At 59.7% G+C, this 26050-nt stretch carries 21 protein-coding genes and 5 tRNA genes; 9 read left to right on the plus strand and 17 right to left on the minus strand.

All coding sequences use genetic code 11. The annotated features are described in order from the left end of the window. Nucleotides 1-6: 6 nt before the first annotated feature. The 5 genes from I6L41_RS01290 to astB form a co-directional block, all read right to left on the minus strand. A complete protein-coding gene (locus tag I6L41_RS01290) occupies nt 7-276 on the minus strand; it encodes a hypothetical protein (protein ID WP_254203368.1) in 270 nt (89 codons plus the stop codon). Nucleotides 277-418: 142 nt separating this feature from the next. Next, nucleotides 419-503, minus strand: a tRNA-Tyr gene (locus I6L41_RS01295). A gap of 44 nt (nt 504-547) precedes the next feature. Then, nucleotides 548-632, minus strand: a tRNA-Tyr gene (locus I6L41_RS01300). A gap of 38 nt (nt 633-670) precedes the next feature. Further along, nucleotides 671-755, minus strand: a tRNA-Tyr gene (locus I6L41_RS01305). A gap of 241 nt (nt 756-996) precedes the next feature. Beyond that, on the minus strand, nt 997-2334 hold the full coding sequence (gene astB, locus I6L41_RS01310) for an N-succinylarginine dihydrolase (RefSeq protein WP_216961425.1): 1338 nt from the start codon (nt 2332-2334) through the stop codon (nt 997-999). Between the two features lie 355 nt (nt 2335-2689). Between astB and topA the strand changes: the two genes are divergently transcribed. Further along, nucleotides 2690-5311 carry a type I DNA topoisomerase gene (gene topA, locus I6L41_RS01315; protein ID WP_216961428.1) on the plus strand — a complete coding sequence of 874 codons (2622 nt, stop codon included), beginning with the start codon at nt 2690-2692 and terminating at the stop codon, nt 5309-5311. A 108-nt stretch (nt 5312-5419) separates the two neighbouring features. Continuing rightward, a complete protein-coding gene (locus tag I6L41_RS01320) occupies nt 5420-5584 on the plus strand; it encodes a hypothetical protein (protein WP_005334891.1) in 165 nt (54 codons plus the stop codon). A gap of 16 nt (nt 5585-5600) precedes the next feature. On the opposite strand, the gene I6L41_RS01325 is transcribed toward I6L41_RS01320, so the two are convergent. The 11 genes from I6L41_RS01325 to I6L41_RS01375 form a co-directional block, all read right to left on the minus strand. Next, on the minus strand, nt 5601-5957 hold the full coding sequence (locus tag I6L41_RS01325; RefSeq protein WP_216961431.1) for an MGMT family protein: 357 nt from the start codon (nt 5955-5957) through the stop codon (nt 5601-5603). Nucleotides 5958-6023: 66 nt separating this feature from the next. Beyond that, a complete protein-coding gene (locus tag I6L41_RS01330) occupies nt 6024-7577 on the minus strand; it encodes a PAS domain-containing methyl-accepting chemotaxis protein (protein WP_216961434.1) in 1554 nt (517 codons plus the stop codon). Between the two features lie 213 nt (nt 7578-7790). Next, a complete protein-coding gene (locus I6L41_RS01335; RefSeq protein WP_216961437.1) occupies nt 7791-9656 on the minus strand; it encodes a beta-N-acetylhexosaminidase in 1866 nt (621 codons plus the stop codon). After that, nucleotides 9641-10513 (minus strand): BadF/BadG/BcrA/BcrD ATPase family protein, encoded by an 873-nt coding sequence (locus tag I6L41_RS01340; RefSeq protein ID WP_216961441.1) that lies wholly within the window; start codon nt 10511-10513, stop codon nt 9641-9643. Before I6L41_RS01340 ends, I6L41_RS01335 begins: the two co-directional genes overlap by 16 nt. Then, nucleotides 10506-12245: a glycoside hydrolase family 9 protein gene (locus tag I6L41_RS01345; protein WP_216961444.1), complete on the minus strand. Its 1740-nt coding sequence runs from the start codon at nt 12243-12245 to the stop codon at nt 10506-10508. The genes I6L41_RS01340 and I6L41_RS01345 overlap by 8 nt, the downstream gene beginning before the upstream one ends. 114 nt (nt 12246-12359) lie before the next feature. Next, nucleotides 12360-13352, minus strand: a complete 993-nt coding sequence (locus tag I6L41_RS01350) for an ABC transporter ATP-binding protein (RefSeq protein ID WP_111807744.1) — start codon at nt 13350-13352, stop codon at nt 12360-12362. 11 nt (nt 13353-13363) lie between these two features. Continuing rightward, the gene (locus I6L41_RS01355; RefSeq protein WP_005334876.1) at nt 13364-14383 is read right to left on the minus strand and encodes an ABC transporter ATP-binding protein; all 1020 of its coding nucleotides are present in this window, start codon (nt 14381-14383) and stop codon (nt 13364-13366) included. Next, nucleotides 14380-15300, minus strand: a complete 921-nt coding sequence (locus tag I6L41_RS01360) for an ABC transporter permease (protein ID WP_005353820.1) — start codon at nt 15298-15300, stop codon at nt 14380-14382. Before I6L41_RS01360 ends, I6L41_RS01355 begins: the two co-directional genes overlap by 4 nt. Nucleotide 15301: 1 nt before the next feature. Further along, the gene (locus tag I6L41_RS01365) at nt 15302-16285 is read right to left on the minus strand and encodes an ABC transporter permease (protein ID WP_005353818.1); all 984 of its coding nucleotides are present in this window, start codon (nt 16283-16285) and stop codon (nt 15302-15304) included. Between the two features lie 118 nt (nt 16286-16403). Then, a complete protein-coding gene (locus I6L41_RS01370; protein WP_005353816.1) occupies nt 16404-18089 on the minus strand; it encodes an ABC transporter substrate-binding protein in 1686 nt (561 codons plus the stop codon). Between the two features lie 415 nt (nt 18090-18504). After that, nucleotides 18505-21942: an ATP-binding protein gene (locus I6L41_RS01375; RefSeq protein WP_199251920.1), complete on the minus strand. Its 3438-nt coding sequence runs from the start codon at nt 21940-21942 to the stop codon at nt 18505-18507. 249 nt (nt 21943-22191) lie between these two features. On the opposite strand from I6L41_RS01375, the gene I6L41_RS01380 reads away from it, so the two are divergent. Further along, nucleotides 22192-22267 (plus strand) — tRNA-Gly (locus I6L41_RS01380). Nucleotides 22268-22324: 57 nt separating this feature from the next. After that, nucleotides 22325-22398 (plus strand) — tRNA-Cys (locus I6L41_RS01385). Between the two features lie 48 nt (nt 22399-22446). Here the strand turns inward: I6L41_RS01385 and I6L41_RS01390 are convergent. Beyond that, nucleotides 22447-22740 (minus strand): hypothetical protein, encoded by a 294-nt coding sequence (locus tag I6L41_RS01390; RefSeq protein ID WP_005347702.1) that lies wholly within the window; start codon nt 22738-22740, stop codon nt 22447-22449. Nucleotides 22741-22953: 213 nt separating this feature from the next. Between I6L41_RS01390 and I6L41_RS01395 the strand changes: the two genes are divergently transcribed. The 5 genes from I6L41_RS01395 (at nt 22954) to I6L41_RS01415 (ending at nt 25959) form a co-directional block, all read left to right on the plus strand. After that, the gene (locus tag I6L41_RS01395; protein WP_005334863.1) at nt 22954-23154 is read left to right on the plus strand and encodes a YbfA family protein; all 201 of its coding nucleotides are present in this window, start codon (nt 22954-22956) and stop codon (nt 23152-23154) included. Nucleotides 23155-23589: 435 nt separating this feature from the next. Further along, a complete protein-coding gene (locus I6L41_RS01400) occupies nt 23590-23853 on the plus strand; it encodes a DUF2282 domain-containing protein (RefSeq protein ID WP_005334862.1) in 264 nt (87 codons plus the stop codon). A gap of 72 nt (nt 23854-23925) precedes the next feature. Next, a complete protein-coding gene (locus tag I6L41_RS01405) occupies nt 23926-24774 on the plus strand; it encodes a DUF692 domain-containing protein (RefSeq protein WP_216961447.1) in 849 nt (282 codons plus the stop codon). Further along, complete coding sequence (locus I6L41_RS01410) at nt 24767-25519, plus strand: DNA-binding domain-containing protein (RefSeq protein ID WP_216961451.1); 753 nt, start codon at nt 24767-24769, stop codon at nt 25517-25519. The genes I6L41_RS01405 and I6L41_RS01410 overlap by 8 nt, the downstream gene beginning before the upstream one ends. Continuing rightward, a complete protein-coding gene (locus tag I6L41_RS01415; RefSeq protein ID WP_216961455.1) occupies nt 25516-25959 on the plus strand; it encodes a DoxX family protein in 444 nt (147 codons plus the stop codon). The genes I6L41_RS01410 and I6L41_RS01415 overlap by 4 nt, the downstream gene beginning before the upstream one ends. The last annotated feature ends 91 nt before the right edge of the window (nt 25960-26050 follow it).

Here is a 26050-nt window from a genome sequence, read left to right on the forward strand (position 1 = left end):
GTTCGCTCATAAGATTGCGGGGGCTGTGGCCATTGCCTGCGCTGGCCAGCCATTCCCTGCGCTGGCCAGCCATTCCCAATCCAGTTTTGGCGAGCCCGCTTTGAAGCGTTGATAGGCAACGCCCTGATGAATGGTCAGAAAGAGGGTCGTGGGGAGTCCCAGCTTGTTGCTGTAGCGCACCATCAGATCACCCTGATAGTCGTTGCTGATTCTGACTTTGAGCGCCTGCAATGTCAGACCGGTGGCGTGACCATGCTCGTCCCAGACTTCAAACATGATGTGAACACTCTGATGTCGATGATGCCACGATGAGCAAGATGGGATGCAATTGCAACTGTCAGATCTGACAATGCCGAAAAAGTGTGGGGGGGATAGCAGAAAGCGAAAACCCGGCGCGAGGCCGGGTTTTCTTGAATGATGGTGGAGGGAGAAGGATTCGAACCTTCGAAGGCAGAGCCGTCAGATTTACAGTCTGATCCCTTTGGCCGCTCGGGAACCCCTCCACAGGGGCAAAGCAAATTGTATTCAGCCATTGCAATCAGGGAAATGGTGGAGGGAGAAGGATTCGAACCTTCGAAGGCAGAGCCGTCAGATTTACAGTCTGATCCCTTTGGCCGCTCGGGAACCCCTCCACGGGGTATTTCCTGATTGTCACTACTTTGCACTTGAATGGTGGAGGGAGAAGGATTCGAACCTTCGAAGGCAGAGCCGTCAGATTTACAGTCTGATCCCTTTGGCCGCTCGGGAACCCCTCCCCAAGTGCGAGGCGCATACTATCAGATCCAGAGGCTTTGTGAACCCCTTGATCAGGCATCTGGCAGTAAAAAATGACTGTTCGTCGATTTTTTGATACATCCAGCTCAAAATTCAAGCTTATCAGCAAGTTGTGCGCTGCTTTTCTGCACAAAACAGCATCTGTGCAATTTGACGATCGTGGCGAATACAAGAGAGATAGCAGAAGACCGCCAGTGTCGGCGGTCTTCTCGGGCATCACATCTAGCGCTGGAACGGGTAGACCGAACCCAGTTTCAGGATCTGGGTCAGCTCGTCCAGCGCGCTGCGGGACTCCTGCACCAGTGCCGGATCCCGCAGGTCACCGAGGGTCAGCCGGTCACGGTAGTGGCGATCCACCCAGCCATCGAGGCGGGCAAACTGGCTGTCGTTGATGAGGCAGGCCGGATTGACCGCTGCGAGTTCCTGATCGTTCATGGCAACCCGCAGTCGCAGGCAGGCCGGGCCGCCACCATTGCGCATGCTCTGTTTCACATCCATATAGTGCACCGCCTTGATCGGGGTCTCCTGCGTCAGCAGCTTGTTCAGGTACGCTGACACTGCCGGATTATCGCGGCACTCGGTGGGGGCGATGATGGCCATCTCACCGCTCGGCAGGGTGAGGATCTGGGTGTTGAACAGGTAGGATTTCACCGCATCCAGCACGGATACCTCGGCGGTCGGCACTTCGATAAAGTGCAAATCCCCCTCGCCAAACTTGCCGCGGATTTCGGTCAGCACCGCTTCGGTGTTGAGGAATGCTTGTTGGTGGAAGAAGAGCAGGTTCTGGTTGCCCACCGCGATCACGTCGTTGTGGAATACTCCCTGATCGATCACCTCCGGATTTTGCTGAATAAACACCACGTTCTCCTCGCCAAGGCCATGAAGGCGGGCGATGGCCTGGCTTGCCTCTAGGGTCTGGCGGGCCGGATAGCGCTTCGGCGCCGGGCGGGAGTAGTCAAAGGCACTGCGGCCATAGACAAACAGCTCGACCCCTGCCTCGCCATAGGCGCGGCAGAGGCGGGTGTGGTTGGCTGCCCCCTCGTCGCCGAAGTGGTCATTCTCCGGCAGATGGAGGTGGTGGCTGAAGTGGCGATCATTGTTGAACACGGCTCGCAGGATACGGCCCGTGACGTCGGGCTCCAGAGAGCGGTGAAACTTGTTGGTCAGGTTGGCGGGGGTGAAGTGAATGCGGCCATCCTGGGTATCGGCACTGGGAGAGACGGTGGCGGCATTGGCTGTCCACATGCTGGAGGCCGAATAGCAGGCAGCCAGTACGGCGGGAGCCTGTTTGGCGGCCTGTTCCAGCACTCTGGCATCGTTGCCGGTGAAGCCGAGGCGGCGCAGGGTGGCGAGGTCGGGACGCTCTTGTGGCGCCAGTACCCCCTGGGTCATGCCAAGCTCGGTCAGCGCCTTCATCTTGCGCAGCCCCTGTTTGGCGGCCTCTTTCGGATTGGAAGCCTCATGGGCATTGCTCTGGGAGGCAACGTTGCCGTAGGAGAGGCCAGCATAGTTATGAGTCGGGCCGACCAGACCGTCGAAATTGACCTCGAAGTGCTTCATTGAGTACATCCTTTCGATTTTTATGATGGGTAGCGGTTCCTTCCGCGCACAATGCGTCGGGGTTAGGCCATTATAAAGAGATTTTATGTTTTTGTAACAAGCCGGTAACCAGCAGACGTTTTTATGTCGTTTCAGATATAAAAAGAGGGGCGGTATGGCAGAAAATTGAAAAAGCGGTTGCGTCCGGCCTGTTGCCTTCGCATTAATAAATAAAGAAGCAATAAAAGAAGCCGTGTGGTTCGGGCTGGTCAGGCAAATTTGCTCACAAGATTGCTTTTTCGCGCCAAATCTCTTATACAGCCCCACAAAACCGCACACCAACCCCGTCGGGTGCAATGAGGATAATAGTTACAGCATGGGCAAATCACTGGTCATAGTGGAGTCTCCGGCCAAGGCCAAGACGATCAACAAATATCTGGGCAAGGACTACGTGGTGAAATCCAGCGTTGGTCATGTTCGCGATCTGCCCACCAGCGGCAGCGCCAGCACCGAGCCCAAGAAACCTGTCATTCGCGGCATCAAGTTGAGCGAATCCGAGAAGGCTGCCAAGGATCGCAAGGCCCTGTTTGCCCGGATGGGTATCAATCCGACCGCTGGCTGGAAGGCTAACTACCAGATTTTGCCCGGCAAGGAGAAGGTGGTCAGCGAGTTGCAAAGTCTGGCCGAGAAAGCCGACACCATCTATCTCGCAACCGACTTGGATAGAGAAGGAGAGGCGATCGCCTGGCACCTGCGCGAGATCATCGGTGGCGACGACAGCCGCTACAAGCGCGTGGTGTTTAACGAAATCACCAAGAGCGCCATCAAGGAGGCGTTCGCCCAGCCGTCCGAACTCAATATTGACCGCGTCAATGCCCAGCAGGCCCGTCGTTTCCTCGACCGCGTAGTGGGTTACATGGTCTCCCCACTGCTGTGGAAGAAACTGGCCCGCGGTCTCTCCGCCGGTCGGGTGCAGTCCGTTGCGGTGCGTCTCATCGTCGATAAAGAGCGCGAAATCAAGGCGTTCGTTCCGGTCGAGTTCTGGGATCTCAATGCCGACCTGCTGACTGCCGACAAGAGCGATCTGCGGATGGAAGTGGTCAGCCGCAACGGGGCTGACTTCAAGCCGGTGACCCAGGCCGAGACCTTTGCCGCTGTCGCAGCCCTGGAAGGGGTCGACTACAAGGTGGTGAACCGGGAAGACAAGCCGACCGGCTCCAAACCGTCCGCGCCGTTTATCACCTCCACCCTGCAGCAGGCGGCCTCTACCCGTCTGAGCTTCGGGGTCAAGAAGACCATGATGATGGCCCAGCGTCTCTATGAAGCGGGTTACATCACCTATATGCGTACCGATTCCACCAACCTCAGCAAAGAGGCGGTTGAGGCGGTGCGTGAATATATCGGCGAGCAGTATGGCGCGGCCTATCTGCCAGCCGAGCCGAATTTGTATGGCGCCAAGGCCAATGCCCAGGAAGCGCACGAAGCGATCCGTCCCTCCAACGTACAGGTGACTGCCGAGATGCTGGAAGGGATGGAGCCGGATGCCATGCGTCTGTACGATCTCATCTGGCGTCAGTTCGTTGCTTGCCAGATGACCCCGGCTCAATACGACGCCTCCACTCTGACCGTCAAGGCGGGTGAGTTCGAGCTCAAGGCCCGTGGCCGTACCCTGCGCTTCGCCGGTTGGACCAAGGCACTACCGCCTATGGGTCGCAAGGGCGAAGATAGCCAGCTGCCTGCGGTGACCGTTGGCGAGGTGCTGAAACTGGTCAAGCTGGATCCGCGCCAGCACTTCACCAAGCCGCCTGCCCGTTTCACCGAAGCGGCGCTGGTGCGCGAGCTGGAAAAACGCGGCATCGGCCGTCCGTCTACCTACGCCTCCATCATCTCCACCATCGTCGATCGCGGCTATGTGCGGGTCGAGAGCCGCCGTTTCTTCGCCGAGAAGATGGGCGAGATTGTCACCGATCGTCTGGTGGAGAACTTCGTCGAGCTGATGAACTACGAGTTCACCGCCAAGATGGAAGACAAGCTCGATGGCATCGCCGAAGGGAGCCTTGAGTGGAAGAAGGTGCTGGACGCCTTCTACGCCGAGTTTACCCAGGAGCTGGAGAAGGCTGACAAGGCGCCCGAAGAGGGCGGCATGCGTGCCAACCAGATGGTGATGACCGACATCGACTGCCCGGATTGCGGCCGCAAGATGGGGATTCGTACCGCCACCACCGGCGTGTTCCTCGGCTGCTCCGGTTATGCTTTGCCGCCCAAAGAGCGCTGCAAGAAGACCATCAACCTGGTCTCTGCCGACGAATTTGTCTCCGCCACTGACGGTGAAGAGGCGGAAACCGAAGCGCTGCGCGCCAAGCACCGCTGCGGTGTCTGTGGCACTGCGATGGATGCCTACATCATCGATGACAGCCGCAAGCTGCACGTCTGTGGTCGCAACCCGGACTGCGATGGCTACGAGATCGAGAAGGGCCAGTTCAAGCTCAAGGGCTACGAAGGGCCGAGCATCGAGTGCGACCGTTGCGGAGCCGAGATGCAGCTCAAGAACGGCCGTTTCGGCAAGTACATGGGCTGCACCAACGAGACCTGCAAGAACACCCGCAAGATCCTGAAAAACGGCGACATCGCGCCGCCGAAGGAGGATCCGGTGCCGCTGCCGGAACTCAAGTGCACCCAGTCCGATGCTCACTTTGTGCTGCGCGACGGGGCTGCTGGTCTGTTCCTGGCGGCCAGCAACTTCCCCAAATCCCGCGAGACCCGCGCGCCGCTGGTGGAAGAGCTCAAGCGCTTCAAGGATCGCATCTCCGCCAAGCACAAGTATCTGGCCGGTGCCCCGCTCACCGATCCGGACGGCAACCCCGCCATCGTGCGCTTCAGTCGCAAGACCAAGGAGCAGTACGTGATGAGCGAGGTCAACGGCAAGGCGACCGGTTGGACCGCTCACTACGACAACGGTACCTGGCAAGAGAGTTTGCCAAAGGCTAAAAAAGCGTGATGAAAAGAGGCCCCGACAAGGGGCCTCTTTGCTTATGGATAGCGGTATACTGAGACAGCTGCAAGGAGTGCAGCAGTCGTCAATCGCGAAGTAGACAAGGAGGTTGAGATGGAGATTAACGAGATCCGGCCAGGCATGAGCTGCATGACCCGGGAAGGGGCGGCCTATGTGCTGGAGGTTGACCGGCAGAGCCTGCTGGTGCTGCTGCAGCGAGCGGATGAGACCATACCGGTGCAGGTGCGCAGCGACGAGATCCTGGCGCCGCTGGAGTGATCCGGCTGTGCTCTCCTCAAAACGGCAGTAGAAAAAGCAGCTCGGCCAGATCGGGCTGCCATTGCCACTCCTTCATTCTGACCCTTCCACCAATCACGGGCACGCCCTCTTCCTGCAGCAATCCCGCCTGTCTGTCGAAGTCAGCCGACCCTTTCGGTAACGAGATGGTGCCCGCTGCGCCCAGCACCCGATGCCACGGCAGTACCTTGTCGGTTTCCCGCAGCACCTTGCCCACCAGTCTTGCCCGTCCGGGCAGCCCCGCCAGATCGGCCACCTGACCGTAACTGACCACCCGGCCTGCCGGGATCAGGGCGATGATCGCTTCGATACGGGCTGTTTTGTTCAATGGGGATGGACTTGGTTCAATGCTCATAGACCCGATTCGTCAAAAACAACAGAAGCGCCATTGTGGCGCTTCTGTCATGGGGCTGGCAATGATTCAGCCGAAGGTCTGGCTAAGCCCCTTCAGTTGCTTGGCCCGTTCCAGCAGAGCCTGACTTGAGTGATCGACATCCAGCATCTTCTGACTGTTGGCGTGGGAGTACTCGGAGATCTGGTGGATGCTGCGGCTGATCTCCTCCACGACCGCTTGTTGCTGCTCAGCAGCGGTGGCGATCTGAGTGGAGTGTTCGGTGACCAGCTCTATCTCTGCCAGCACGGTATGGAGGCTGCTGGCGCCCTGGCGGGTCATCTCGGCACATGCGCGGGTCTGTTGCAGGTTCTCCTGCATCATCCCCTTCCAACGTCCCAGCGTGTGCTGGATCTGCTTGATGCTGCCCTGGATCTGCTCGGTCGCTTTGTGGGTGCGGGTCGATAGAGTACGCACCTCGTCTGCGACCACTGCAAAACCACGGCCCTGCTCCCCGGCGCGAGCCGCTTCGATGGCAGCGTTGAGGGCCAGCAGGTTAGTCTGCTCGGCGATGCCCTGGATCTCGCCCATGACACTGCCAATCCGTTCGGATTCACTGGCGAGCTCTACCGCCGAGTTGAACGCCAGCTCAGCCTGTTTGGCGAGCTGTTCGATCTGTTGCTCGGTTTGGTTCAACTGCTGGTTGGTTTGTTCACAACGATTGCGAGCTTCGTTGACCTGACCGTTGGAGTCTTGAATGTTGCGGGCGATCTCGTGAGCTGTGTTGGCCATTTGAGTCATCGCTGTAGCCATCTGCTGGGTCTGGGCATCTTGCTCGTTGATATCGAGACAGGCTTGATGAGAGGCCTGCTTCAGATTGATGGCCAGGGTTTGCAGAGGTGCCGTGGCATCGTTGATCCGCCCCAACACGGTTCGTATGCGGGCCTGCAGCATCTTGATATGAAAATCGGCAATGGCGCCGGGGTTGTCACCGGAGTAGACCAGCCGGGTCAGACTGTCATATTCACGGCCCAGTTGCTGCAGATAGTGGGGCAGGGCAAAGATCTCGCGCCAGTAGGCTCCGCCAAGAAGCAACAGGGGCAGCAGCATCATCAGGACGGTTATGGCCCCTTGGCTGGCGAAGGCCCAGCCCATCATGCCGAGCAGCAGCAGGGTAATGGCCGGGGTGCGCACTCTGGCAAGAGAGGGAAGGTTGCTGCTGTTGCCGCGCTCGGCCTTGAGCAGGGCTTGGTAGGTCTGAGCGGCGATGCGCTTGAATTGGGGCTCGGGCTTGCAGCGTACCGACTGGTAGCCGCTGATCCTGTTGCCTTCATAGATGGGGGTCACATAGGCATCTACCCAGTAGTAACGACCATCCTTGCAGCGATTTTTGACGATGCCGCGCCAGGGTTTGCCCTCCTTGAGGCGGGCCCAGAGATCGGCGAAGGCGGCCTTGGGCATGTCGGGGTGGCGTACCAGATTGTGGTTGTGACCGACCAGCTCGTCGGCGCTATAGCCGGCGATGGTGCAAAAAGCCGGATTGGCGTAGGTGATCACCCCGCGCAGGTCAGTGGTGGAGACCAGTTGTACGTCGGCAGGAAACTCCACTTCGCTGTCCAGGGTATGGACGTCTCTGCGGGTCATAGGAATACGCTCCGATGTTCTTGTTGATAATGTTGTCGTTGTTATTGTGGCAGATCTAGAGGTGGCCGCAGGCTCGCGCCAGCAGGAGGCAGATCAGCTTCGTTGGGGGCTGGATTTTGCCAATAATGGCGGATGAATGGTAGGGGGGAAGTTGATGTTTTGTTGGCTAATCGTAAAAAAGGCGGCCGATTGGCCGCCAAAGTAGAGACAACATTACCTCTGTGGCATCCGGTAGCGCACCTGCAACTGATCGAGGATCTGCAGCTGACCCGGCAGGCGGGCGGCGAAGTGCTCCCAGCCCTTGTGGGCGGGATCGCTCCAGGCCACCTCGGCCGTGGCCAGCATACGCGGGAACAACATGTAGTCGAGACGATCACGGCTGGTGATCAATTCTGACCACAAGGGGCTCAGCACCCCGAGGATGTTATCGTTGGCATGGAAATCGGCTGGGGCAGGGTCACACGAGTAGATCTGCTCCAGATTGAGGGTACCCGCCCAGTAGAGGCCGGGTTCATGAATATCGGCGCTCCAGGCGAGATCCAGATAGAGGAACTGGGCGGGCGCCATTACCACTGGATAACCGGCTGCGGCAGCATCCAGCCCCGCCTGAAAGCTGGTCCAGGCACAGATGGCCGCTTTGCGGCTCACCTTGTCGCCATGCAGGATCTCCTCCCAGCCGATCATCTGTTTGCCTCTGGCGGCCAGATAGCGCTGGCAATGGCGCAGCAGATGGCCCTGCAGCTCACGGCAGTCGGCGTAGCCCTGCTCGGTCATCAGCTGCTGGCAAGTGGGGCTGTCGGTCCAGACCCCGGTCGGCACCTCGTCACCCCCCATGTGGATCTGCGGGCCGGGGAAGAGCTCGCATACCTCGTCCAGCACGGCCTCCAGAAAGCGGTAGGTGCCGGGCAGGGCGGGGTTGAGCACGTTGTCATCGAAATGCTGAACCGAGCGGTAGCGGGAGTGATCCGCCGTTTCGATCAGCAGCTCGGGCAGCGCCTTGATGGCGGCGTGGCAATGGCCCGGAATGTCGATCTCGGGAATGACGGTGATGCCGAGCTCACTGGCATAGCTCACCAGCTCCTTCACCTCGCTCTGGGTGTAGTAGCCGCCATAGGGTTCGGCACCGCCGCTGAGCTGGGGGCCGATCGCCAGATCGTGGCCGCGCCAGGCACCCACGTCGGTCAGCTCTGGGAAGACTTTTATCTCGAGCCGCCACCCCTCGTCATCGGTCAGATGCCAGTGGAAGCGGTTGAACTTGTAGAGGCTCATCAGTTTGAGCAGACGCTTGATGGTGGCCGGGGTGTGGAAGTGGCGGGCGCAGTCGAGAAAAATGCCGCGAAAGCCAAAGCGCGGGGCATCCTCCAGCGTGACGCAGGGCAGGCTCTCCCCATGTTGCAGATACCACTGGGCTAGCGTCACCAGCCCATGGCGCCAGCCCGTTTCGTCGGCGGCGGCAATCACCACCTCCTGCGGCGTGATGGTGAGTTGGTAGGCTTCGGGTGCCAGTTTGGCCTCGGTCAGCCGGATTTCAGCGTCGTGATCCTGCTCCAGCGCCAGCGACGTCAGCTCGTTGAAGTGGGCCAGCAGTTTCGGCACATCGCGGGGAGCGCTGACATGAGCCCGCTCGGCCAGCCGGAAGTTCCCCTCCAGCTGCACCAGATGGGCCGGTTGCGGCACTATGCCGGGCAGGGACTCGACATCCGGCAGGTCGGGGCGGGTTACCGGCGGGTTCTCCAGTCCGAGATCCTGAGCTGCCAGCGTCACCGGCAGCAGTTGGGCACCCGTGGTCGCCTCCGGCAAGCTGAGGAAAAAGCCCTGCGGCATGTCGGAGAGCTTCTTGATGGGCGTCTGGCGGCAGCAAAAGCGCAGCTCGCAGCTGTCAGCGTTCGGGACAATCACCTTGTAGCTGCCGCTCTGGCGCTCCAGCTCGCCCCCTTGCAAGGAGTCGGGGTCGATATGGCGAGCCAGACAGAAGTGCAGCTTCCACCGGGTATCCGGCATGCGGGATAGGGTGAAGGTGAACCAGACATCCTCGCCGTCACGTCGGGCGACCTGGGTGTGGATCAGGGGTGTAGACATGGAAAATCCTCTGATTGGGCAAACAGGATGGCGCCATCGAGCGCATCTGCCTGGGGGGGGATCAGGTTGAGCTGGCCGAGACGGGGAGCGAGGCGGGTGCCAATCCCCCCCAGCAGGGCGATCTGTCTGGCACCGAGCTGGGTCATTCCCTCCAGCAGGATCCGCAGCTGTTCGCAGGTTTCGTCCAGCAGCTGGTTGGCGAGCTCGTCGCCATCGCTGGCGGCATCGAATACCCAGGGGGCAAAGTGGCCATAGTCCGCCGGAATGGCGCGGGCGGCCCAGCGTACCACCTCGGCCTGATCCCGCTTGAAGCGGTCCATCAGGCGGATGGCGAGGGTGCTGGGGGGCAGAATGCCGTCGTGGCAGAGCAGGGATTGCTGGATGGCGCGCAGCCCCAGCCAGGCGCCGCTGCCTATGTCTGAAATGGGGAAGCCGCGGCCGGAGCAGGTGCGGATCTGCCCCTCCTGATAGACCAGCCCCACCGAGCCGGTACCTGCGATCAGAATGGCACCCTCACGGCCGCCAAAGGCGCCGAGGCAGGCACCGAAGGCATCAGAGGTGAGCCTGACGCTGGCAAAGGGGAAGGGCATCTCGAGCAGGGCGTGATAGCAGTCGGCCAGCTCGGCAGAGGCGAGCGCCAGTCCGACCCCCATCTGCTGTTCACTCTCGATGTCGAGCCCGGCGGCAAGGCGGGCGCTGGCGATGGCGGCCAGCACATTGGCGTGGGCATGGGGAATGCCCAGCTCCAGATTGGAGCCGGCCGCGCGCCCCTCGCCGAGCAGCTTGCCCGCCCGATCCCGAATGCGGGCGCGGGTGTGGGTGCCACCGCCATCGACCCCGACCCAGTACTCAATCATGGCGACCTCCTGCGGCATTTTGCCAGCTGATGGCCAGGGTAAACCAGGCGGCGTGGGGGATCCACTGCTCGCCCCAGCGCCAGTTCTGATCCAGCCGTTCCCTGTACTCCTCCGGAATAAAGGCCACCTCATTTTCGTCATCAAACCCTGAGGTGATGCCGTTGCAGATGCCCCCTTGCGCATTGGGATACCCGGCGGTATAGGCGGGATTGTTGATGCCGTGGCCCGCCAGCATGCAGGCGTTGAAGGGGTTTTGCCCGAGGATCCAGTCGAGTTGGCGCTGGCCATAAGTGAGCAGCGGCTGGCTCTGGCGGGGGAAGTGGCGGGCGCCAGCAAAGGCCATGGTCGCCAGAGATGCGAGGCGGGCGTTCTCCCCCTGCCACCAGTAACCGGATTCGTTGTTGTGGGGCATAAAGAAGCTGACGCGCGGCGCTTCATCCACCCCTTTGACATATTGGCGGGCGAGGGAGAAGGGGTTGCCCGCGCGGGCGCAGAGCGCCAGCTCGGCGGCCAGCGCCTGCTCCACCACGGTTTGTACCCTGGCCTTGTATTCCTGATCCGGCTCTACGCCCAGATATTCCAGCAGCGCCAGTACCGGCAGACCCGCCTCAGCGGCGTGGTAGTAGGGGCGCGAGCCATCCTCGTTGGCCGACCAGTAGTGACCCAGCTCAGGATGAGGGCGCTGGCGGGCACAGAGCTTGCTGGCACGGACTCTCGCTTCATTCAGCCACTCGTTGCCGAAGGTGCGGGTCAGCTCCACCGCTGCCAGCAGGGCGCAGTAGTCGTCGATGATGTTCTCGATCCCGTCATCCAGATAGGAGAGGTTGTGTTCACGCAGATGCAGGTAGCCGCGTTTGGCGGCCTCGGCGTAGCGGCTGGCATCGAAGTTGCCGCTGACGCTCTCGCGGGCGGCGCGGGCCAGCGCGGCGATAGCCATGCCGCCCCCTTGGCGAAAACCCGCCTGCCAGTTGGCGGACTTGAGCCCCTGCTGGGTGGCATAGGCGCACAGCTCGCGCTGGGCAGGGTCCTTGCTCCACTTGTCGAACAGGGTTATGTAGAAGAAGCCCGACTCATCCTGCATCCGGCAGAGGAAATCGGCGCCGTGCAGCGCCTCGTCATTGAGCCGCTTGCAGAGGTTCACCCCGTCGATATCGCGGCGCGGGGCCAGCAGTTCCCGGCACTTGAGCAGGGCCCACACCACCATGGGGGTCTGCTGGGGGTTGAGGTAGTTGGCGTAGGAGAGGTGGCTCAGGTACTTGCTCATGTCGCCGCTGGCATCGAACCAACCGCCGTGTACATCTTTGTGCTGGTCGGTGCCAAACAGGCGGGCGTTGCGGTCGGCCCGATCGAAGGTGCCGCTGGCGCGCTGCCCCTTGAAGTAGTGAATGACATCGGAGAGGCAGCGGCTGGCCAGCAGATCCTGGCCGATGGCAAAGCGGGTGGAGCGGACTATGCGCTGCTCTGTAGCGGCTGCGCCTATGGGGACAGTGATCGCCTCCAGCCGATAGTGGCCGGGCTCCTTGAAGGCGGAGAAGTCGGCACGCCAGTAAGCGCGGCCCTGCCAGCCGGGGACGCTGCCAGCCGGTTGCAGCGGGGTTTCAAACAGGATCTGGCCATCATCAAGGCGTTGCAGCCTGACATAGCCGCCGAGATCAGGGGCGGGGGAGGTTTGCAACAGGGCGACCTTGTGTCCGTCGCACTCGTAGCCCACCTGATTGATCAAGAGTTCCATCAAGGTATTACTCCTGTGGTTCACCGCCGGGCGGTGAGGCACATCACGGGGCTGTGGCCGCCCCGTATCGAGGCATGGCCGGACAGGGTTGTCCGGCCGGTATCGGGTTCACCTTCACTCGTAGAGGTAGCAGCGCACGAAGTGGTTGTCGGCAAGCTTGGTGATAGGGGGGAGCGCCTCCTTGCAGCGGGGCATTGCCTGATTGCAGCGCCCGGCAAAGGGGCAACCGCAGGACTCCGGCGTCCAGAGCGGGATCTCCCCCTTGCGGCCGCCCTCAAGCTCGGCGTGGATGCTCTTCTCCGGATCGGGCACCGCCGAGATGAGCAGCTGGGTGTAGGGGTGCTGCGGGTGGTGCAGGATCTCGTCCACCTCGCCCCACTCCACCATGTGACCCACATACATGACTGCCAGATCTTCCGCCACATAGCGGGCGGTGGCGATGTCGTGGGTGATGTAGAGCATGGAGACGCCGAGCTCGTTCTTCATCTGCTCCATCAGGTTGAGGATGCCGATACGAATGGAGACGTCGAGCATGGAAGTCGGCTCGTCCGCCAGCACCACTTCAGCCTCCACCGCCAGATTGCGGGCGATGTTGACCCGTTGGCGCTGGCCGCCGGAGAGCTGGTGCGGATATTTGGCTGCGGTGGCCTTGGCGGGGGTCAGGCCGACCTTCTCCAGCAGGGCGTGGACCATGTCGGGCAAGTCTTTCTTGTCGATCACCTTGCTGTGCAGCAGCAGGGGGCGGGCGATGTGGTGATAGATGGTGTGGGTCGGGTTCAATGAACCGAACGGATCTTGCCACACCATCTGCACGCTCTGGCGATAGTCCAGCAGGGCGGTGCCCTTGTTGAACTCCTCCAGATCGTGGCCGCGATAGAGAATGCGCCCGGCACTGAGTTTGTACATCTTGGCGATGATCTTGGCGATGGTACTCTTGCCGGAGCCCGACTCCCCGACCACCGCCAGGGCGCGGCCCCGGTGCAGGTTGAAGGTGATGTCGGAGAGTGCCCGCATCTTGCCACTCTTGATGGCATTGGAGTTGATGGGGAAGTCCTTGTAGAGGTGCTGGACTTCGATGATGGGTGCATCGGTTTTGGCGATTTGCATGACAGACATCCTTAACAGCCAGCGGCCTTGTCCAGATAGATCACGGAATCTTGTTGCAGTCCCTGCTCCTCATAGAGGTGGCAGGCGGTCTGTTGCCCGGGGCGGATCTCGGCCAATCTGGTGTACTCCTGACGGCAGCGATCGTGCACCTTGCCGCAGCGGGCCTGAAAGCGGCAGCCGACCGGCACCTCCAGCAGGTTGAGCGGTGTGCCCGGGATCCCTTCCAGTACCTTCTTCGGCCCGTGCAGGGGCGGGAAGGAGTTGCCGAGCCCTCTGGTATAGGGGTGTAGCGGCGCGGTCAGGATTGCCTTGGAAGGAGCCACCTCCACCAGCTCACCGGCATACATGATGCCGATGCGATCGCAGAATTCCACCATCAGGGAGAGGTCGTGGGTGATGAACAGAATGGAGAAGTTGAACTTCTCTTTCAGGGCATAGACCTTCTGCAGGATCTCCCGCTGTACCACCACATCGAGTGCCGTGGTTGGCTCATCCATGATGAGCAGCTCGGGGTTGAGCGCCATGGCGATGGCAATCACCAGCCGCTGGCGCATGCCGCCGGAGAACTGGTGCGGGTAGTCCTTGAGCCGGCTCGGGTGGATATCGACAATGGTGAGCAGCTCCTGGGCGCGCTTGATCGCCTCGTAACGGGTCATGCCGGGGTTGTGGGCCAGCAGCACGTCGCAGAACTGCTCCTCCATCCGCAGTACAGGGTTCAGGGCGTTCATGGCGGACTGGAACACCACCGACACCTGTTGCCAGCGATAGGAGCGCAGCCGCTCGTCGTTGTAATGGAGGATGTTCTCCCCCTTGAACAGGATCTCGCCACCGCTGATGTAGGCGGGCGGCTTGTGCAGCCGGGCCACCGAGAAGGCGACGGTGGATTTGCCGCAGCCCGACTCACCGGCGAGACCGAAGATCTCGCCCTGTCTGATATCGAAGCTCACCGAGTTGACGGCGCGCACGTCGCCATTTTCGGTAATGTAGTCGACGCAAAGATTGCGTACTGACAGCAGGGGATGCTTGTTCATGCTGTCTTCTCCTGTGCGGCAGAGAGTGGTGTGGCGACCGGGGTGGCAAGTTTCTTCCAGCGGCTCAGCCCTTTGTGGGAGCGCAGCTGCGGGTTGGCAATCTCGTCGATGGCGAAGTTGAGCAGAGCCAGACCGGCACCCAGGGTGGCGATGGCAAAGCAGGGGGCCAGGATCTCCCACCAGGCGCCGACCAGAATGGCGCTGGAAGTCTGGGCGTTGTAGAGCATGATGCCCCAGCTCACCACGGTCGGGTCGCCAAGCCCCAGGAACTCCAGGGTCGCTTCGGTGACGATGGCGTAGATGATGGAACCGATAAAGCTCACCCCGATGATGGAGATGAGGTTGGGCAGGATCTCCACCAGAATGATGCGCCAGGCCGGCTCGCCCAGCACTTCGGCGGCGATGACGAACTCTTTCTCGCGCAGGGCCAGGGTCTGGGCCCGGATGACCCGCGCGCCATAGGCCCACGAGGTCAACCCTATTATCACGGCAATTACCGCCGGTGACGCCTCCCCGATAAAGCTCGCCAGCACCAGTAGCAAGGGGAGGTTGGGGATCACCAGCACCACGTTCATCAGGAAGGTGAGGCACTCATCCACCAGACCGCCGAAGTAACCGGCGGTGATGCCGATGGCGACGGCCAGGGTGCAGACCAGCAGGCCTGCGCTGAAGCCCACCAGCAGCGAAATACGGGCGCCGTTGGTGAACTGGGCCCAGATGTCGTGGCCCATGCGGGTTGAACCCATCACGAACTCGGCACTGGGCGGCTGGTGCGGGCGAGCCACCCGTTTGGTCGGCTCGTTGCTGGCCAGAATGGGGGCAAAGAGGGCCATCAGTACGAAGGCAACCACGATGGCGAGGCCACAGGCAGCCTTCTTGTTGCCCAGCAGGATTTTGAGAATGGTCGGCATACGCATCTTATTTGCCTCCTGTACGCAGACGGGGATCCAGGAAGACGTAGAGCACGTCGGCCAGGAAGTTGAAGCTGAGCATGGTGATGGTCATGATGAGCAGCTGCCCCTGGATGAGGGGGTAGTCGCGGGCCAGAATGCCCTGATAGAGGGTCAGGCCCAGGCCCGGGTAGTTGAAGATCACTTCGGTGATGAGAGAGCCACCGATAACGAAACCGAGCGCCATGGAGAGGGCGGTGACGCTGGGCAGAATGGCGTTGCGGGCGCCGTAGTTGAAAATCACCCGGTTGCTGGAGAGCCCCTTGGCCTTGGCCATGGTGATGTAATCCTCGCCCAGCAGGTTGATCATGTTGTTGCGCATGGTGATAAGAAAGCCCCCCACCTGCACCACGGCCAGGGTCAGCACCGGCATGATGGCGTGGGTCATGATGCTCTTGATGTGCTCCCAGCCCCAGTCAGCCTTGATCTCCGGGCTGTAGGCGTAGCCGATGGGCAGCCACTCGAGGCTGACCCCGAACAGGAATAGGGCGAGCAGGGAGACCACCACCGGCGGAATGGCCTGCATCACCAGGGTGAGCGGGGAGAGAATGCTGTCCATCCGGCCGCCGCGATACCAGGCGGCGAAGATGCCAACGATGGAACCTATGGAGAAGCTAAGGATGGTGGAGGTGCCGACCAGAAACAGGGTCCAGCCGATGGCACGGCCCAGCACGTCAGAGACCTGCTGCGGGTAGAAGCGCACCGAGGTGCCGAGATCCCAGGTGAATACACTCTTCACATAGGTGAGAAACTGGGTGCCGATGGGGCCGTCGACAAAGCCGAAGGTGGCTTTGAGGGCTTCCAGGGCGGCGGGTTCCATCATGGCGCCAGCGCGGGCAAACATCACGGAGACAGGATCCCCTGGCATGGCACGGGGTAACAGGAAGTTGATGGTGGCGGCTACCAGAAAGGCAACCAGGTAGAAGGAAAAGCGTCTCAGTATGAATCCCATGATAGTACCTTTTACTGCAAGTCTGCCCCGCGTCGGGTATAGCTACCCCAACCCCGGCAAAGTCGGGCAAGAAGGGGATTAACGGGGAAGATGGCCCCCCGCAGGGGGCCGGGATTGTTTAGCTGTTTGGCTTGAGGGACAACACGTGCAGCAGACGCTCAGGGGTGTCCGGGTGGAGCTGAGGTTTGGCTACCGGGTTATCAGCACTGAACCAGCCGTTGAAGCGCTTGGTGCTGTACTCGTACCAGGTCGGGTTGTTGAAGACCGGAATGATGGTCTGGTTGGCTCCAACACGATCCTGGATGGCGAACATGATCTCCTTCTGCTTGGCCGCATCGGCGGTCTGGGTGAAGTCATCGATCAGCTTGTCGAGCTCGGGATCCTTGTAACGGGGCGCGGCGAAGCGGTTGCCACGGTCACCCATGTTGCGGGAGTGGAACGCGGTCTCGAAGTACTTGTGCGGGTTGGCACCGGCAAAGTAACCCTGCAGGGCGACATCGAAGTCACCGGTGATCAGGTTCTCGGTCCAGACGGTCGCTTCCGGGGTCGCGGTCTTGGCGTTCAGGCCCAGCGCCTGCAGCCCTTCTACACCGATCTGAACTGTGTTGACCCAGTCGGTCCAGCCGTTCGGTACCAATACCTTGAACTCGATCTTTTTGCAGCTCGGAGTGTCGAGGAACTTGTCGCCGTCACAATCCTTGTAGCCTGCCTCTTTCAGTAGTGCCTTGGCCCCTTCCAGATCGAACTTGTTGTACTTGCCGTACTTCTTGTCCACTTCCGGGTTGTTCCAGGAGTCAAAGGCTTTGCCCAGACCTGACGGGTACTCGTTGACGGTGGGGTAGCCGTAGCCCGCGATATCCACCATGGACTGGCGGTCCATCGCCATGGAGAAGGCGCGGCGGAAGTTGATGTCGTTGAAGGCTTCGTTATTGCCCGGGTTCTTGGTCTGGAAGTTGACGTTGAACGCCACGGTACCGGAGGCCGGGAACCAGTATTTGTTGTTCTTCGGATCGTTGCCGACGTAGAGGCGCTCGATATCCGGCACGAAGGAGCCGAACCAGTCGATGTCACCCTTCATGACAGCCGCCAGCACCTGGTCGTTGGTGGCCATCTGCGGCATGCGGATACAGTCGATGGCGAGGTTGGCGTTATCCCAGTAGTGCGGGTTGCGGCACTGGGTATAGAGCTGGGCGGAGAAGTTGTCCACTTCGGTGAAGGGGCCAGTACCAACCGGCTTGTCGTTGGTGAAGGCAACCGGATCTTTCACCGATTTCCACTGATGCTCCGGCACGATAGGTACCAGCACCAGATCATTCACCACGTTGGTGTTGACCTCGGTCAGGTCGAATTTGACCTTGTTGGGGGCCAGCTTCTCGACGCTCTTGATCTGGGTCCAGATTGAGCGCTCATCCAGCGCCTTGTTGGCCTTGACCAGATTGAAGGAGAAGATGATGTCATCGGCATCAAACGCTTCGCCGTCAGACCACTTCACGCCGTCACGCAGATCGAAGGTGACGGATTTCAGGTCATCGCTGAACGCATAGTTGGTGGCCAGACGATAGACGGGTTTGCCACCCTGCATATCGTTGAAGATCACCAGCGGTTCATAGATGAAGTGACGGGTTGTGTGCAGCAAGCCCGCTTGCAGGAAGGGGTTGAAGTTCTTGACCCAGGCGGTTTCCTGCTGTGCGACCATGGTCAGCACGGTTTTGTTTTCTGCGGCCATGGCGTTACCGGCGGCACCGGCAAGCATCATGGTTCCCAGCATTACAGCGGTAGAGATTTTGGATACTTTGGCAAGCATATGTTTTCCTTTCTTATTTTTTGGCATTCCCGAGGGTTCGCCTTGTTTTGTGTGAGCACCGGTTTCGCATGCTGATGAAATCGGCCCTCTGTGTTGGTCAGGTGTCTAACCTTTGTCGTTCTGTTTTCCAACGCCCTAAGCAAACCAGAATTAACAGGAAAACAACAACTATTGATTTCGTTGTTTTCGTAAAAATTGACGGTGTTACGTCAATCTCGTCAAAATGCTTTTTTATCTGTTTAAAATCAATGGTTTGCGTTATTCGCTCTCGCGTAAAAAGTGGCTGTGAAAATGGCGTATATGACAAATTTGTGAATTGGATCTGCTCTCGGTTTCGGGGTTGTGCGGGGCTTTGTTTTGCATAAAAAGAAACCAGATTGCCAATTGTGATCCGGCGCCCGTTTAGGGCACCGTGTCACGGCTTGCGGTTGGCGAGTTGACGCAGGGTCTGGGCGCTGTGCTGCAACTGCTGGCGCTGGTGGTCATTGAGCGGGCAGTGGCCCAGCACATACTCGGTGGTGGCCACTACCGTCTTCCAGCGTGGCGACTTGGGCAGGGTGTCCAGACTCAGGTATTTGTCGAGGGTGCGGGTCTGCGGGCTGGATCTGTCCATATAGACCCGCCACAGCTTGCTCTTCTCTGCCAGCACGATTTTGCCCTTGCCGGTCCCCTGCTGCCAGGCATCCAGGGTGAGCTGCATGGTCTCTACCAGCGCCCGGCGCAGCGGCTCGTCATCCTGCTGGCGAATGAGGTCGTCGGCCAGCGAACGGAACTCGCCACCCAGGCGGCTCAGCTCGCCCAGCAGCTGTTCATCTTCGATGATGGCTTGCCGCGAGAGGTTCTTGAGGGCGTTCTCCAGCGCCATTACCCGGTTCTCATCCTGACGCAGTTCGGTACTCAGAGTGAGGGCGAAAGCTGCCTGTCCTCCGAGCGCGATGGGCAGGGCACGGGCGTTGAGCACATCTTTTTGCCCGGCCACCAAAAATTCCAGATTGTGTTCCCGTTCGCTGGCAAGGTCGGGCCACTGATGTTGTAGCGGGGTGGCGAGCCACTCATTGAGGGGCTGCCCCTCCATGGCTTCCGGCTCCTGTCCCAGCAGGCGCGCCAGCACCCGGGAGGCAAACAGCACTGTGCCCTGCTCGTCGATAAAGATCATGGGGTCGGCCCCTTCGCCGAGCAGGGCCAGCAGCCGCTGCTGATCCTGATGCAGTCGATCCTGCAGGGTGAGGCGATGTTCGATCTCCTGCTTCAATAGCCGGTTCTCTACCAGCGAGGCGCGTCCGGCCTTGGCCTCCAGCAGAGCCTTGACCCGGGCAAACAGCTCTTCTTTGCAGAAGGGTTTGACCAGATAGTCGTTGGCACCGGCCCCGAAGCCCTCCTCGATATCCTTGGGCTGGTTGAGGGCGGTGAGCAGCAGCACCGGCAGCATATCTTTCGGGTGTTGCTGGCGCAGGCGACGGCAGACGTCAAAACCGGAAAGGGTCGGCATCATCACATCGAGCAGGATGAGGTCCACCGGCTCCTCGGCCAGCTTGGCCAGCGCATCGTGGCCATCGCTGCTGGGCAGAATGCGGTAGCCGCAGGGCTGCAGCAGATGGCGCAGGATGTGCAGGTTGATGGGCTCGTCATCCACCACCAGAATGAGCGGCGCATCCTCGGGGGGAGGGGGCAGATCGTCGCTCTCCCAGTCCGGCAGGATCAGCGGTTGCTGGCGCACCAGCTGATGCTCGATCTGGCGGCTGTCGAGAGTTAGATTGGCCGCTTTGCCGGTGGCAAGGGGCAGGGTAAAGGCGAAGGTAGAGCCAACGCTCGGCTCGCTCTCGACAAACAGCTCGCCCCCCATCAGGTGCACCAGCTGGCGGGTGATGGAGAGGCCAAGGCCGGCTCCCTGCTTGCTTACCTCCGGGCTCATCTGCACCAGCGGCTCGAAGATATGTTCCAGATGGTCGGGGGCGATGCCGATGCCGGTGTCGGTGACCTTGATGCGCAGGAAGTTGTTCTCGACGATGGCACTGAGCACCACCTTGCCCTGCGGCGTGTACTTGATGGCGTTACCCACCAGGTTGTAGAGCACCTGTTCGAGCCGCTGCTCGTCGGCCAGCACCGGCGGCAGTTCGGCCGGGCTGATATCCACCAGAGTGAGGGGTTTGGCCTGCACAAGATGCTGGCAGAGATCCAGCACCAGCCGGATAACCCCTTTTGATGAGACGGGCTGGGAGTGGATCTCCAGCTGGCCGTAGCGCATCTGGTGGTAGTCCAGCAGATCGTCAACCAGACGGGCCAGGCCGTCGGCGCTCTTGATGATGAGGCCGAGCTGTTTTTGCTGCCCTTCGGTCAAATCCTGCTGGCTGGCGAGCATGGACTCGGCCATCCCCTTGATGCCGTGAATGGGGGTACGCAGCTCGTGGGAGGTGTTGGCCAGCAGTTCATCCTTGAGTTTGTCCGCTTGCTGCAGGCTAAGGTTCTGCTTGTGGGTCAGTTTGACCTGCTGTTGCAGCTCCTGGGTCTGCTGTTCGATCAGTTCGATCTTGTCCTTCACCGAGCGCTGCATATGGCGAAACGCCTCGGCCAGCCGGTCGATATCATCGCCGGTGCGCTCGATGGCGATGGGGTGATCCAGCGCGCCGTCGGCCACCTGCTCGGCCGCTTCGGTCAGGGAGCGCAGCGGCGCCGTGATGGAGTGGGATAGCCAGCGGGAGAAGAGGATCAGCAGCAGTACCGAGCCTGCCCCCAGCACAATCACCAGCGTTTCCAGCTGGCGGATCGGGGCATAGGCTTCCCGGGTGGAGATCTCGGCAATAAACGCCCACTCGGTGTCGAATACCTTCACCTGGGTGTAGGCGGCCAGCACCTCGTCATCCTGATAGGAGTGGAACAGCCCGACCCCCTGCTCGCCGGAGAGCGTCTTGGTGATGAGGGGTGTTTGCAGCGGCCGGAAGTTGGGGCTGAAGCTGTTCTCGACGCTGAACTCCGGCGCCAGCCACGCATCGGCACGCATCCGCTTGTCGGGGCCGATGAGGATGGTCTCGCCGGTTTCGCCCAGCCCCTCCCGCTCCGCCATGATCTGGTTGAGCTTGTCCGGCAGCAGCTCGAAAATCACCACACCGCGCACATAGTCGTACTGCATCACGGGGGCGGCCATGTAGGCGACCACCTGCCCGGTCAGCTCGTTGCGGCCAAAATCGGTGAATTCGAAGATCTGCTGCGGCTTCTGGCCGCCATCAAGGCGGCGTTTGATCTTGGCAAAGGTCTGGCCCAAGCCACTGCCCTGATAAGGTCCGGAGAGCAGATTGGTGGCGAAGTTAGGGTGCTTGGTGACCGAATAGACCACATCACCGTTGAGGTCCACCAGAAAGATGTCGCTGTAGTTGGACTTGCGCACCATGTCGGCATAGCCGCGATGAAAGCGCTGGTGCACCCGGCCATACATCTCGTCGGCGAGGATAAGTGCCGTGATGGAGGGTTCGATCTCCACCTGACTGTCCGGTTTGCGCAGTTGATCCCAGGAGCCGGGCAGATAGCGGGCCTGGGCACGGCTGCGGGCCTCCTGCGGTGTGGTGCCCAACTTCTCGAAGGCGCCGGTAAAGCCATAGAAACGGCCGATACTGTTGCCGGCAAAATCCTGCTGGGAGAAGTTGATGATCTGCTCTTTGAGGTTGTTGAAGTAATCCTCGAGCTGACTCTTCTTGATATTACGAACGGAGACCAGATGGTTGGAGGTCTGGGTGGTGAGATCCTTGCCGTGGCTGTATAGGAAGAAGAGGGTGATGACCAAAAAGGGCACCATGCCCAACATGAAAAAAGCCAGCATTAACTGCGGCCTGAGCCCACGAAGCGTGAAGATCCATTTCATCTTGTGATTTTCAATTGAGAATCCGGTTATTAAGCCGCTCAAGTCTCGAACGAAAGCGTAATCATTTCAACGACTTTATCCCAAATTCGCTTGGTGGGTCACAGCTGGCTGGAGAAAAATGCAGCAAGGCGTTTAAACCCTGAGCAAACAGTCTGCATCAGGGCTTAAATTGCGAAAAAGGGGTTGTGCTGGCGCTCGTGGTACGTATAATGCGCCTCGTTGTCAGGCAACTGGCACGAAAGCAGTAACGCGGGAATAGCTCAGTTGGTAGAGCACGACCTTGCCAAGGTCGGGGTCGCGAGTTCGAGTCTCGTTTCCCGCTCCAATTTTCCATCGCACCAACGATGGACCTCACTTTAAAGACAATCAGTCTTGTCAGCATGGCGCGTTAGCAAAGCGGTTATGCAGCGGATTGCAAATCCGTTTAGTCCGGTTCGACTCCGGAACGTGCCTCCATCTTTTCTCTGTTTATCTCAATCATCACTCTTCGAGTCTGAGCCTTGGTCAGTATCCTTGCTGTACCAGTAACTGTTCGCAGCCAGCCTGTTTCCACTCGCGCTCGAGATAGTGGCTCACATCCGCCATGTTTTGCCCCCGATATTGAAACTGCACCTCGGCACTGTGCTGGTTGAGATCCGCAATCCGTTGCTTCAGTGTGCCGCATTGCCACAGGCTGACGGTGGGCACGCCCCGTTCGGCCAGCACGATGGCATCTTCCCGATTCAGTTGCCACTCCTCCAGTTGTGCCCGTGTCAGGGCAACCATCAGCACCAGCAGTGCCACTTCCGGCAGTTTCATGCGTGTCTCCCTACTGCATGTTTTTCCCCTGATAACTGTGGCAAAGCGCACGATTTTCGCAAGTTTGTTAACTGTTGGTTAATGACGTAACTCGTTTTCAGTATTTCCCGTTTTTCACCATTTTTTTTATAAAAAAATACGTTGGTGATGTAGTAATCCTACATGGAGTGGGGTAATCTTTGCTCAGTGGTCTTACCAGTAAGGAGTTACATCATGTTTCATCCCTTTTCCCTGACTCAGATTATTCTTCGTCGCATTTATGTATTGCTGGTGGGCATTCTGGCTTTCCCCGTGATGCTGTTTCGCAGCGATCGTGCCCGCTTCTACAGCTATCTGCACCGGATCTGGAATAAAACCAGCACCAAACCGGTGTGGCTCAAAATGAGCGAGCGTGGCGAGCGGATCTTCTACTAAACCCCATTCGCACCATGTGCAAAAAGAGACAGCCAAAGCTGTCTCTTTTTTTATCTGCTTGCCGCAACTCCTGGCTCCCAACACCACTCCGATTGTTTATTTCTTGTTTCTTTAAAGTTGCATCCAGCCCTGCCTGTTGGCGGGGCTTTTTTATGTCTGACGCATCTCTTTTGATGGAAGCAGTGAAGAAGATTAACGGGATGAAAGCACCATATGGCACTTTCCTCGTTCATTAATGGGTGGTCGTCGAGAAATTTTCAATGATGAAATAGCTGTTTAAAATCAATTGATTGAGTGTCTGCCTTTGGATTTTTTAACTCTTTTTGTGTTTTTTTTTGAAAGGGAATATCCCGTTTGCCGGTTCTATTGCAGGTACCCGGTTGCGACAAATCGGGGATATCAGCAACATCCAACGACATCAAAAGGAACATGAACATGAATGTTAAAAAAAGCACTGCTATCGCCTCCGCCATGACCGGTCTGCTGGCGCTGGGCGCCCAATTTATCGCGGCACCAGCAATGGCTGCCGATGAAAAGGAGAAGTGCTACGGCGTGGTCAAGGCCAGCAAGAATGACTGTGCGACCAAGAGCAGCTCCTGCGCCGGTACTGCCAAGGAAGATGCTCAGGGTGATGCCTTTGTGGTGATGCCCAAAGGGCTGTGCGAGAAGCTGGTCGGCGGTTCGCTGCAACCCAAGTAAGAGACATCGGGCAGGGGATGGCCAGCGGGCCGTCCCCTGCATCTTCTCTGATTGGCGAAAGCGAGTCTTGCGATGAACCCTTTGATTGGTATCGGATTACGCACTCCCCATTACGATGAGATCCGGCAAACCCTGCCGGCAGTCGGTTGGCTGGAGGTGCATAGTGAAAATTACTTCGAACAGCACAGCCAGTGTTTTCAGGTGCTCGCCGAACTGGCGCAACACTACCCCGTCAGTCTTCACGGCGTTGGCATGTCCCTCGGTTCTGCCGACCCGCTCGATCCGCACCATCTGCAGCAGTTGTCGACACTGGTCGCGGCGATCAGACCGGCACGGATCTCCGAACATCTCAGCTGGGGCAGCATTGGTGGGCGTTACTTCAACGATTTGCTGCCGGTGCCCTATACCCGAGCCTCCCTGCGCAACATGAGCGACAAGATCCAGCAGGTACAACAGACCCTGGGTTGCCGCATGTTGATTGAAAATCCCTCCTCCTATCTGCAACTGCCCGGGGAGATGAGCGAGTGGGAATTTCTGGCCGAGCTGCAGCAGCGCAGTGAGTGCGGCATCCTGCTCGACCTCAACAATCTCTATGTCAGTGCCTTCAATCACGGTTTCTCTTGCGATGAGTATCTGGCGGCGATCGATCTCGCCACCGTCGGGGAGATCCATCTGGCCGGTTATACCGAGAAGCCGCTGCCGGAAGGCTCCCTCTATATCGATACCCACAGCGCCCCTGTGGTGGAGCCGGTCTGGGAACTCTATCGCCAGATCTGCCGCAAGCAGGCCATTCCGACCCTGATTGAGTGGGACCTCGAGATCCCGCCGCTGCCGGTCTTGCTGGCAGAGGCGGCGCAGGCCGGCGCCATTCTGGATGAGGCGCGTGCCATGAGTGCACCACGGGAGGTGGCCCATGGCTGAACTGGCACAGCTGCAACAGCACTTTGTTGACGGTCTGCTGGGGGAGCCTGACGCTATTGCCCCTCACATCAGCTCCCGGCTCTTTTCTGCCGAATCTGTGCTACAGGTCTATCGCAACCACTTCATCCTGAGCCTTGGCGAGGTGCTGGCGATCAGTTATCCCGCCGTCAAGGCTATGGTCGGGGATGACTTTTTTGCAGCGGCGGCCCGTGGCTTCGTATTGGCCGAGCCGCTCAGGGAAGGGAGCGTCATGCACTATGGCGTCGGATTTGGCCAATGGCTGGCCCGCTTGCCAACTACAACCGGACTGCCCTGGCTGGAGGCGCTGGCTCAGTTCGAATGGCAGCTTGAGCGTGCCAGTCTGCTGCCGCTGGAATCACGCTGCTGGCCCGCCGAGCGTCTGGCCGCATTATCGCCGCAACAATGGGAGCGGCTGCGGCTGTTGCCAGCCACGGATCTGCTGCTGGTTGCCAGCGATTATCCGGTGCTGGCCCTGTGGCAGATGGCGCTGCACGGTGGTGAAGCGGTGGAGGTGCTTGATGCCCCCGTCTGGCTGGCATTGAAGAAACAGCCGGATTGCCGGGTTGCCCCCTTGCCCCTGACGGCGGGTGAGTGGGCGCTGTTGCAGGGTTGTCTCGCTGGTACGGCGCTGGTCGATCTGCTGGCGGCCGACCCTGCGGCCAGTGAACATCTCACTCGCCTGATAACCCTTGGTCTGCTGGTGGATATGGAGGTAATGCCATGATGGCAAACAAATGGCTGGCGCTGGCCAGCTCAAGTGGTGATTTGCCGCGCTGGAGCAGCGCTGGTGTGCTGTTGCTGGCGCGGCTGTGGGTTGCCTCGGTTTTTATCACTTCAGGCTGGCTCAAGCTGACGGCGTGGGATTCCACCCTCTATCTGTTTGAATCCGAGTATCAGGTGCCCCTGCTGCCCTGGTTGTGGGCTGCCTATCTGGGGACGGCCGCCGAGCTGCTGTTGCCGCTCTTCCTGCTGATGGGGCTTTTTACTCGCCCAGCCGCCTTGCTGCTGTTTGGCTTCAATATCATGGCGGTGATCTCCTACCCGACCCTCTGGGCGGGCGGCTTTTATGATCACCAGCTGTGGGGCTGGATGCTGCTGACCCTGACCATCTGGGGCGGCGGTGTGCTGAGCCTGGATCACTGGCTGACACGTCGCAACCATTGATTTATAAGTGATTTCCCCCAATCACAAAGAGCGCCACAAGGCGCTCTTTGTCATAATGACGGCCGGCGAAATTTCCCATGAGAGAAAAGGA

Origin of the sequence: Aeromonas sp. FDAARGOS 1411 (assembly GCF_019047125.1) — a bacterium.
Classification (GTDB): domain Bacteria; phylum Pseudomonadota; class Gammaproteobacteria; order Enterobacterales; family Aeromonadaceae; genus Aeromonas; species Aeromonas veronii.

Excerpts from the sequence above, each read along its gene's own strand:
- I6L41_RS01290 (WP_254203368.1), bottom strand. The coding sequence starts at position 276 with ATGTTTGAAGTCTGGGACGAGCATGGTCACGCCACCGGTCTGACATTG.
- astB (WP_216961425.1), bottom strand. The coding sequence starts at position 2,334 with ATGAAGCACTTCGAGGTCAATTTCGACGGTCTGGTCGGCCCGACTCAT.
- topA (WP_216961428.1), top strand. The coding sequence starts at position 2,690 with ATGGGCAAATCACTGGTCATAGTGGAGTCTCCGGCCAAGGCCAAGACG.
- I6L41_RS01320 (WP_005334891.1), top strand. The coding sequence starts at position 5,420 with ATGGAGATTAACGAGATCCGGCCAGGCATGAGCTGCATGACCCGGGAA.
- I6L41_RS01325 (WP_216961431.1), bottom strand. The coding sequence starts at position 5,957 with ATGAGCATTGAACCAAGTCCATCCCCATTGAACAAAACAGCCCGTATC.
- I6L41_RS01330 (WP_216961434.1), bottom strand. The coding sequence starts at position 7,577 with ATGACCCGCAGAGACGTCCATACCCTGGACAGCGAAGTGGAGTTTCCT.
- I6L41_RS01335 (WP_216961437.1), bottom strand. The coding sequence starts at position 9,656 with ATGTCTACACCCCTGATCCACACCCAGGTCGCCCGACGTGACGGCGAG.
- I6L41_RS01340 (WP_216961441.1), bottom strand. The coding sequence starts at position 10,513 with ATGATTGAGTACTGGGTCGGGGTCGATGGCGGTGGCACCCACACCCGC.
- I6L41_RS01345 (WP_216961444.1), bottom strand. The coding sequence starts at position 12,245 with ATGGAACTCTTGATCAATCAGGTGGGCTACGAGTGCGACGGACACAAG.
- I6L41_RS01350 (WP_111807744.1), bottom strand. The coding sequence starts at position 13,352 with ATGCAAATCGCCAAAACCGATGCACCCATCATCGAAGTCCAGCACCTC.
- I6L41_RS01355 (WP_005334876.1), bottom strand. The coding sequence starts at position 14,383 with ATGAACAAGCATCCCCTGCTGTCAGTACGCAATCTTTGCGTCGACTAC.
- I6L41_RS01360 (WP_005353820.1), bottom strand. The coding sequence starts at position 15,300 with ATGCGTATGCCGACCATTCTCAAAATCCTGCTGGGCAACAAGAAGGCT.
- I6L41_RS01365 (WP_005353818.1), bottom strand. The coding sequence starts at position 16,285 with ATGGGATTCATACTGAGACGCTTTTCCTTCTACCTGGTTGCCTTTCTG.
- I6L41_RS01370 (WP_005353816.1), bottom strand. The coding sequence starts at position 18,089 with ATGCTTGCCAAAGTATCCAAAATCTCTACCGCTGTAATGCTGGGAACC.
- I6L41_RS01375 (WP_199251920.1), bottom strand. The coding sequence starts at position 21,942 with ATGAAATGGATCTTCACGCTTCGTGGGCTCAGGCCGCAGTTAATGCTG.
- I6L41_RS01390 (WP_005347702.1), bottom strand. The coding sequence starts at position 22,740 with ATGAAACTGCCGGAAGTGGCACTGCTGGTGCTGATGGTTGCCCTGACA.
- I6L41_RS01395 (WP_005334863.1), top strand. The coding sequence starts at position 22,954 with ATGTTTCATCCCTTTTCCCTGACTCAGATTATTCTTCGTCGCATTTAT.
- I6L41_RS01400 (WP_005334862.1), top strand. The coding sequence starts at position 23,590 with ATGAATGTTAAAAAAAGCACTGCTATCGCCTCCGCCATGACCGGTCTG.
- I6L41_RS01405 (WP_216961447.1), top strand. The coding sequence starts at position 23,926 with ATGAACCCTTTGATTGGTATCGGATTACGCACTCCCCATTACGATGAG.
- I6L41_RS01410 (WP_216961451.1), top strand. The coding sequence starts at position 24,767 with ATGGCTGAACTGGCACAGCTGCAACAGCACTTTGTTGACGGTCTGCTG.
- I6L41_RS01415 (WP_216961455.1), top strand. The coding sequence starts at position 25,516 with ATGATGGCAAACAAATGGCTGGCGCTGGCCAGCTCAAGTGGTGATTTG.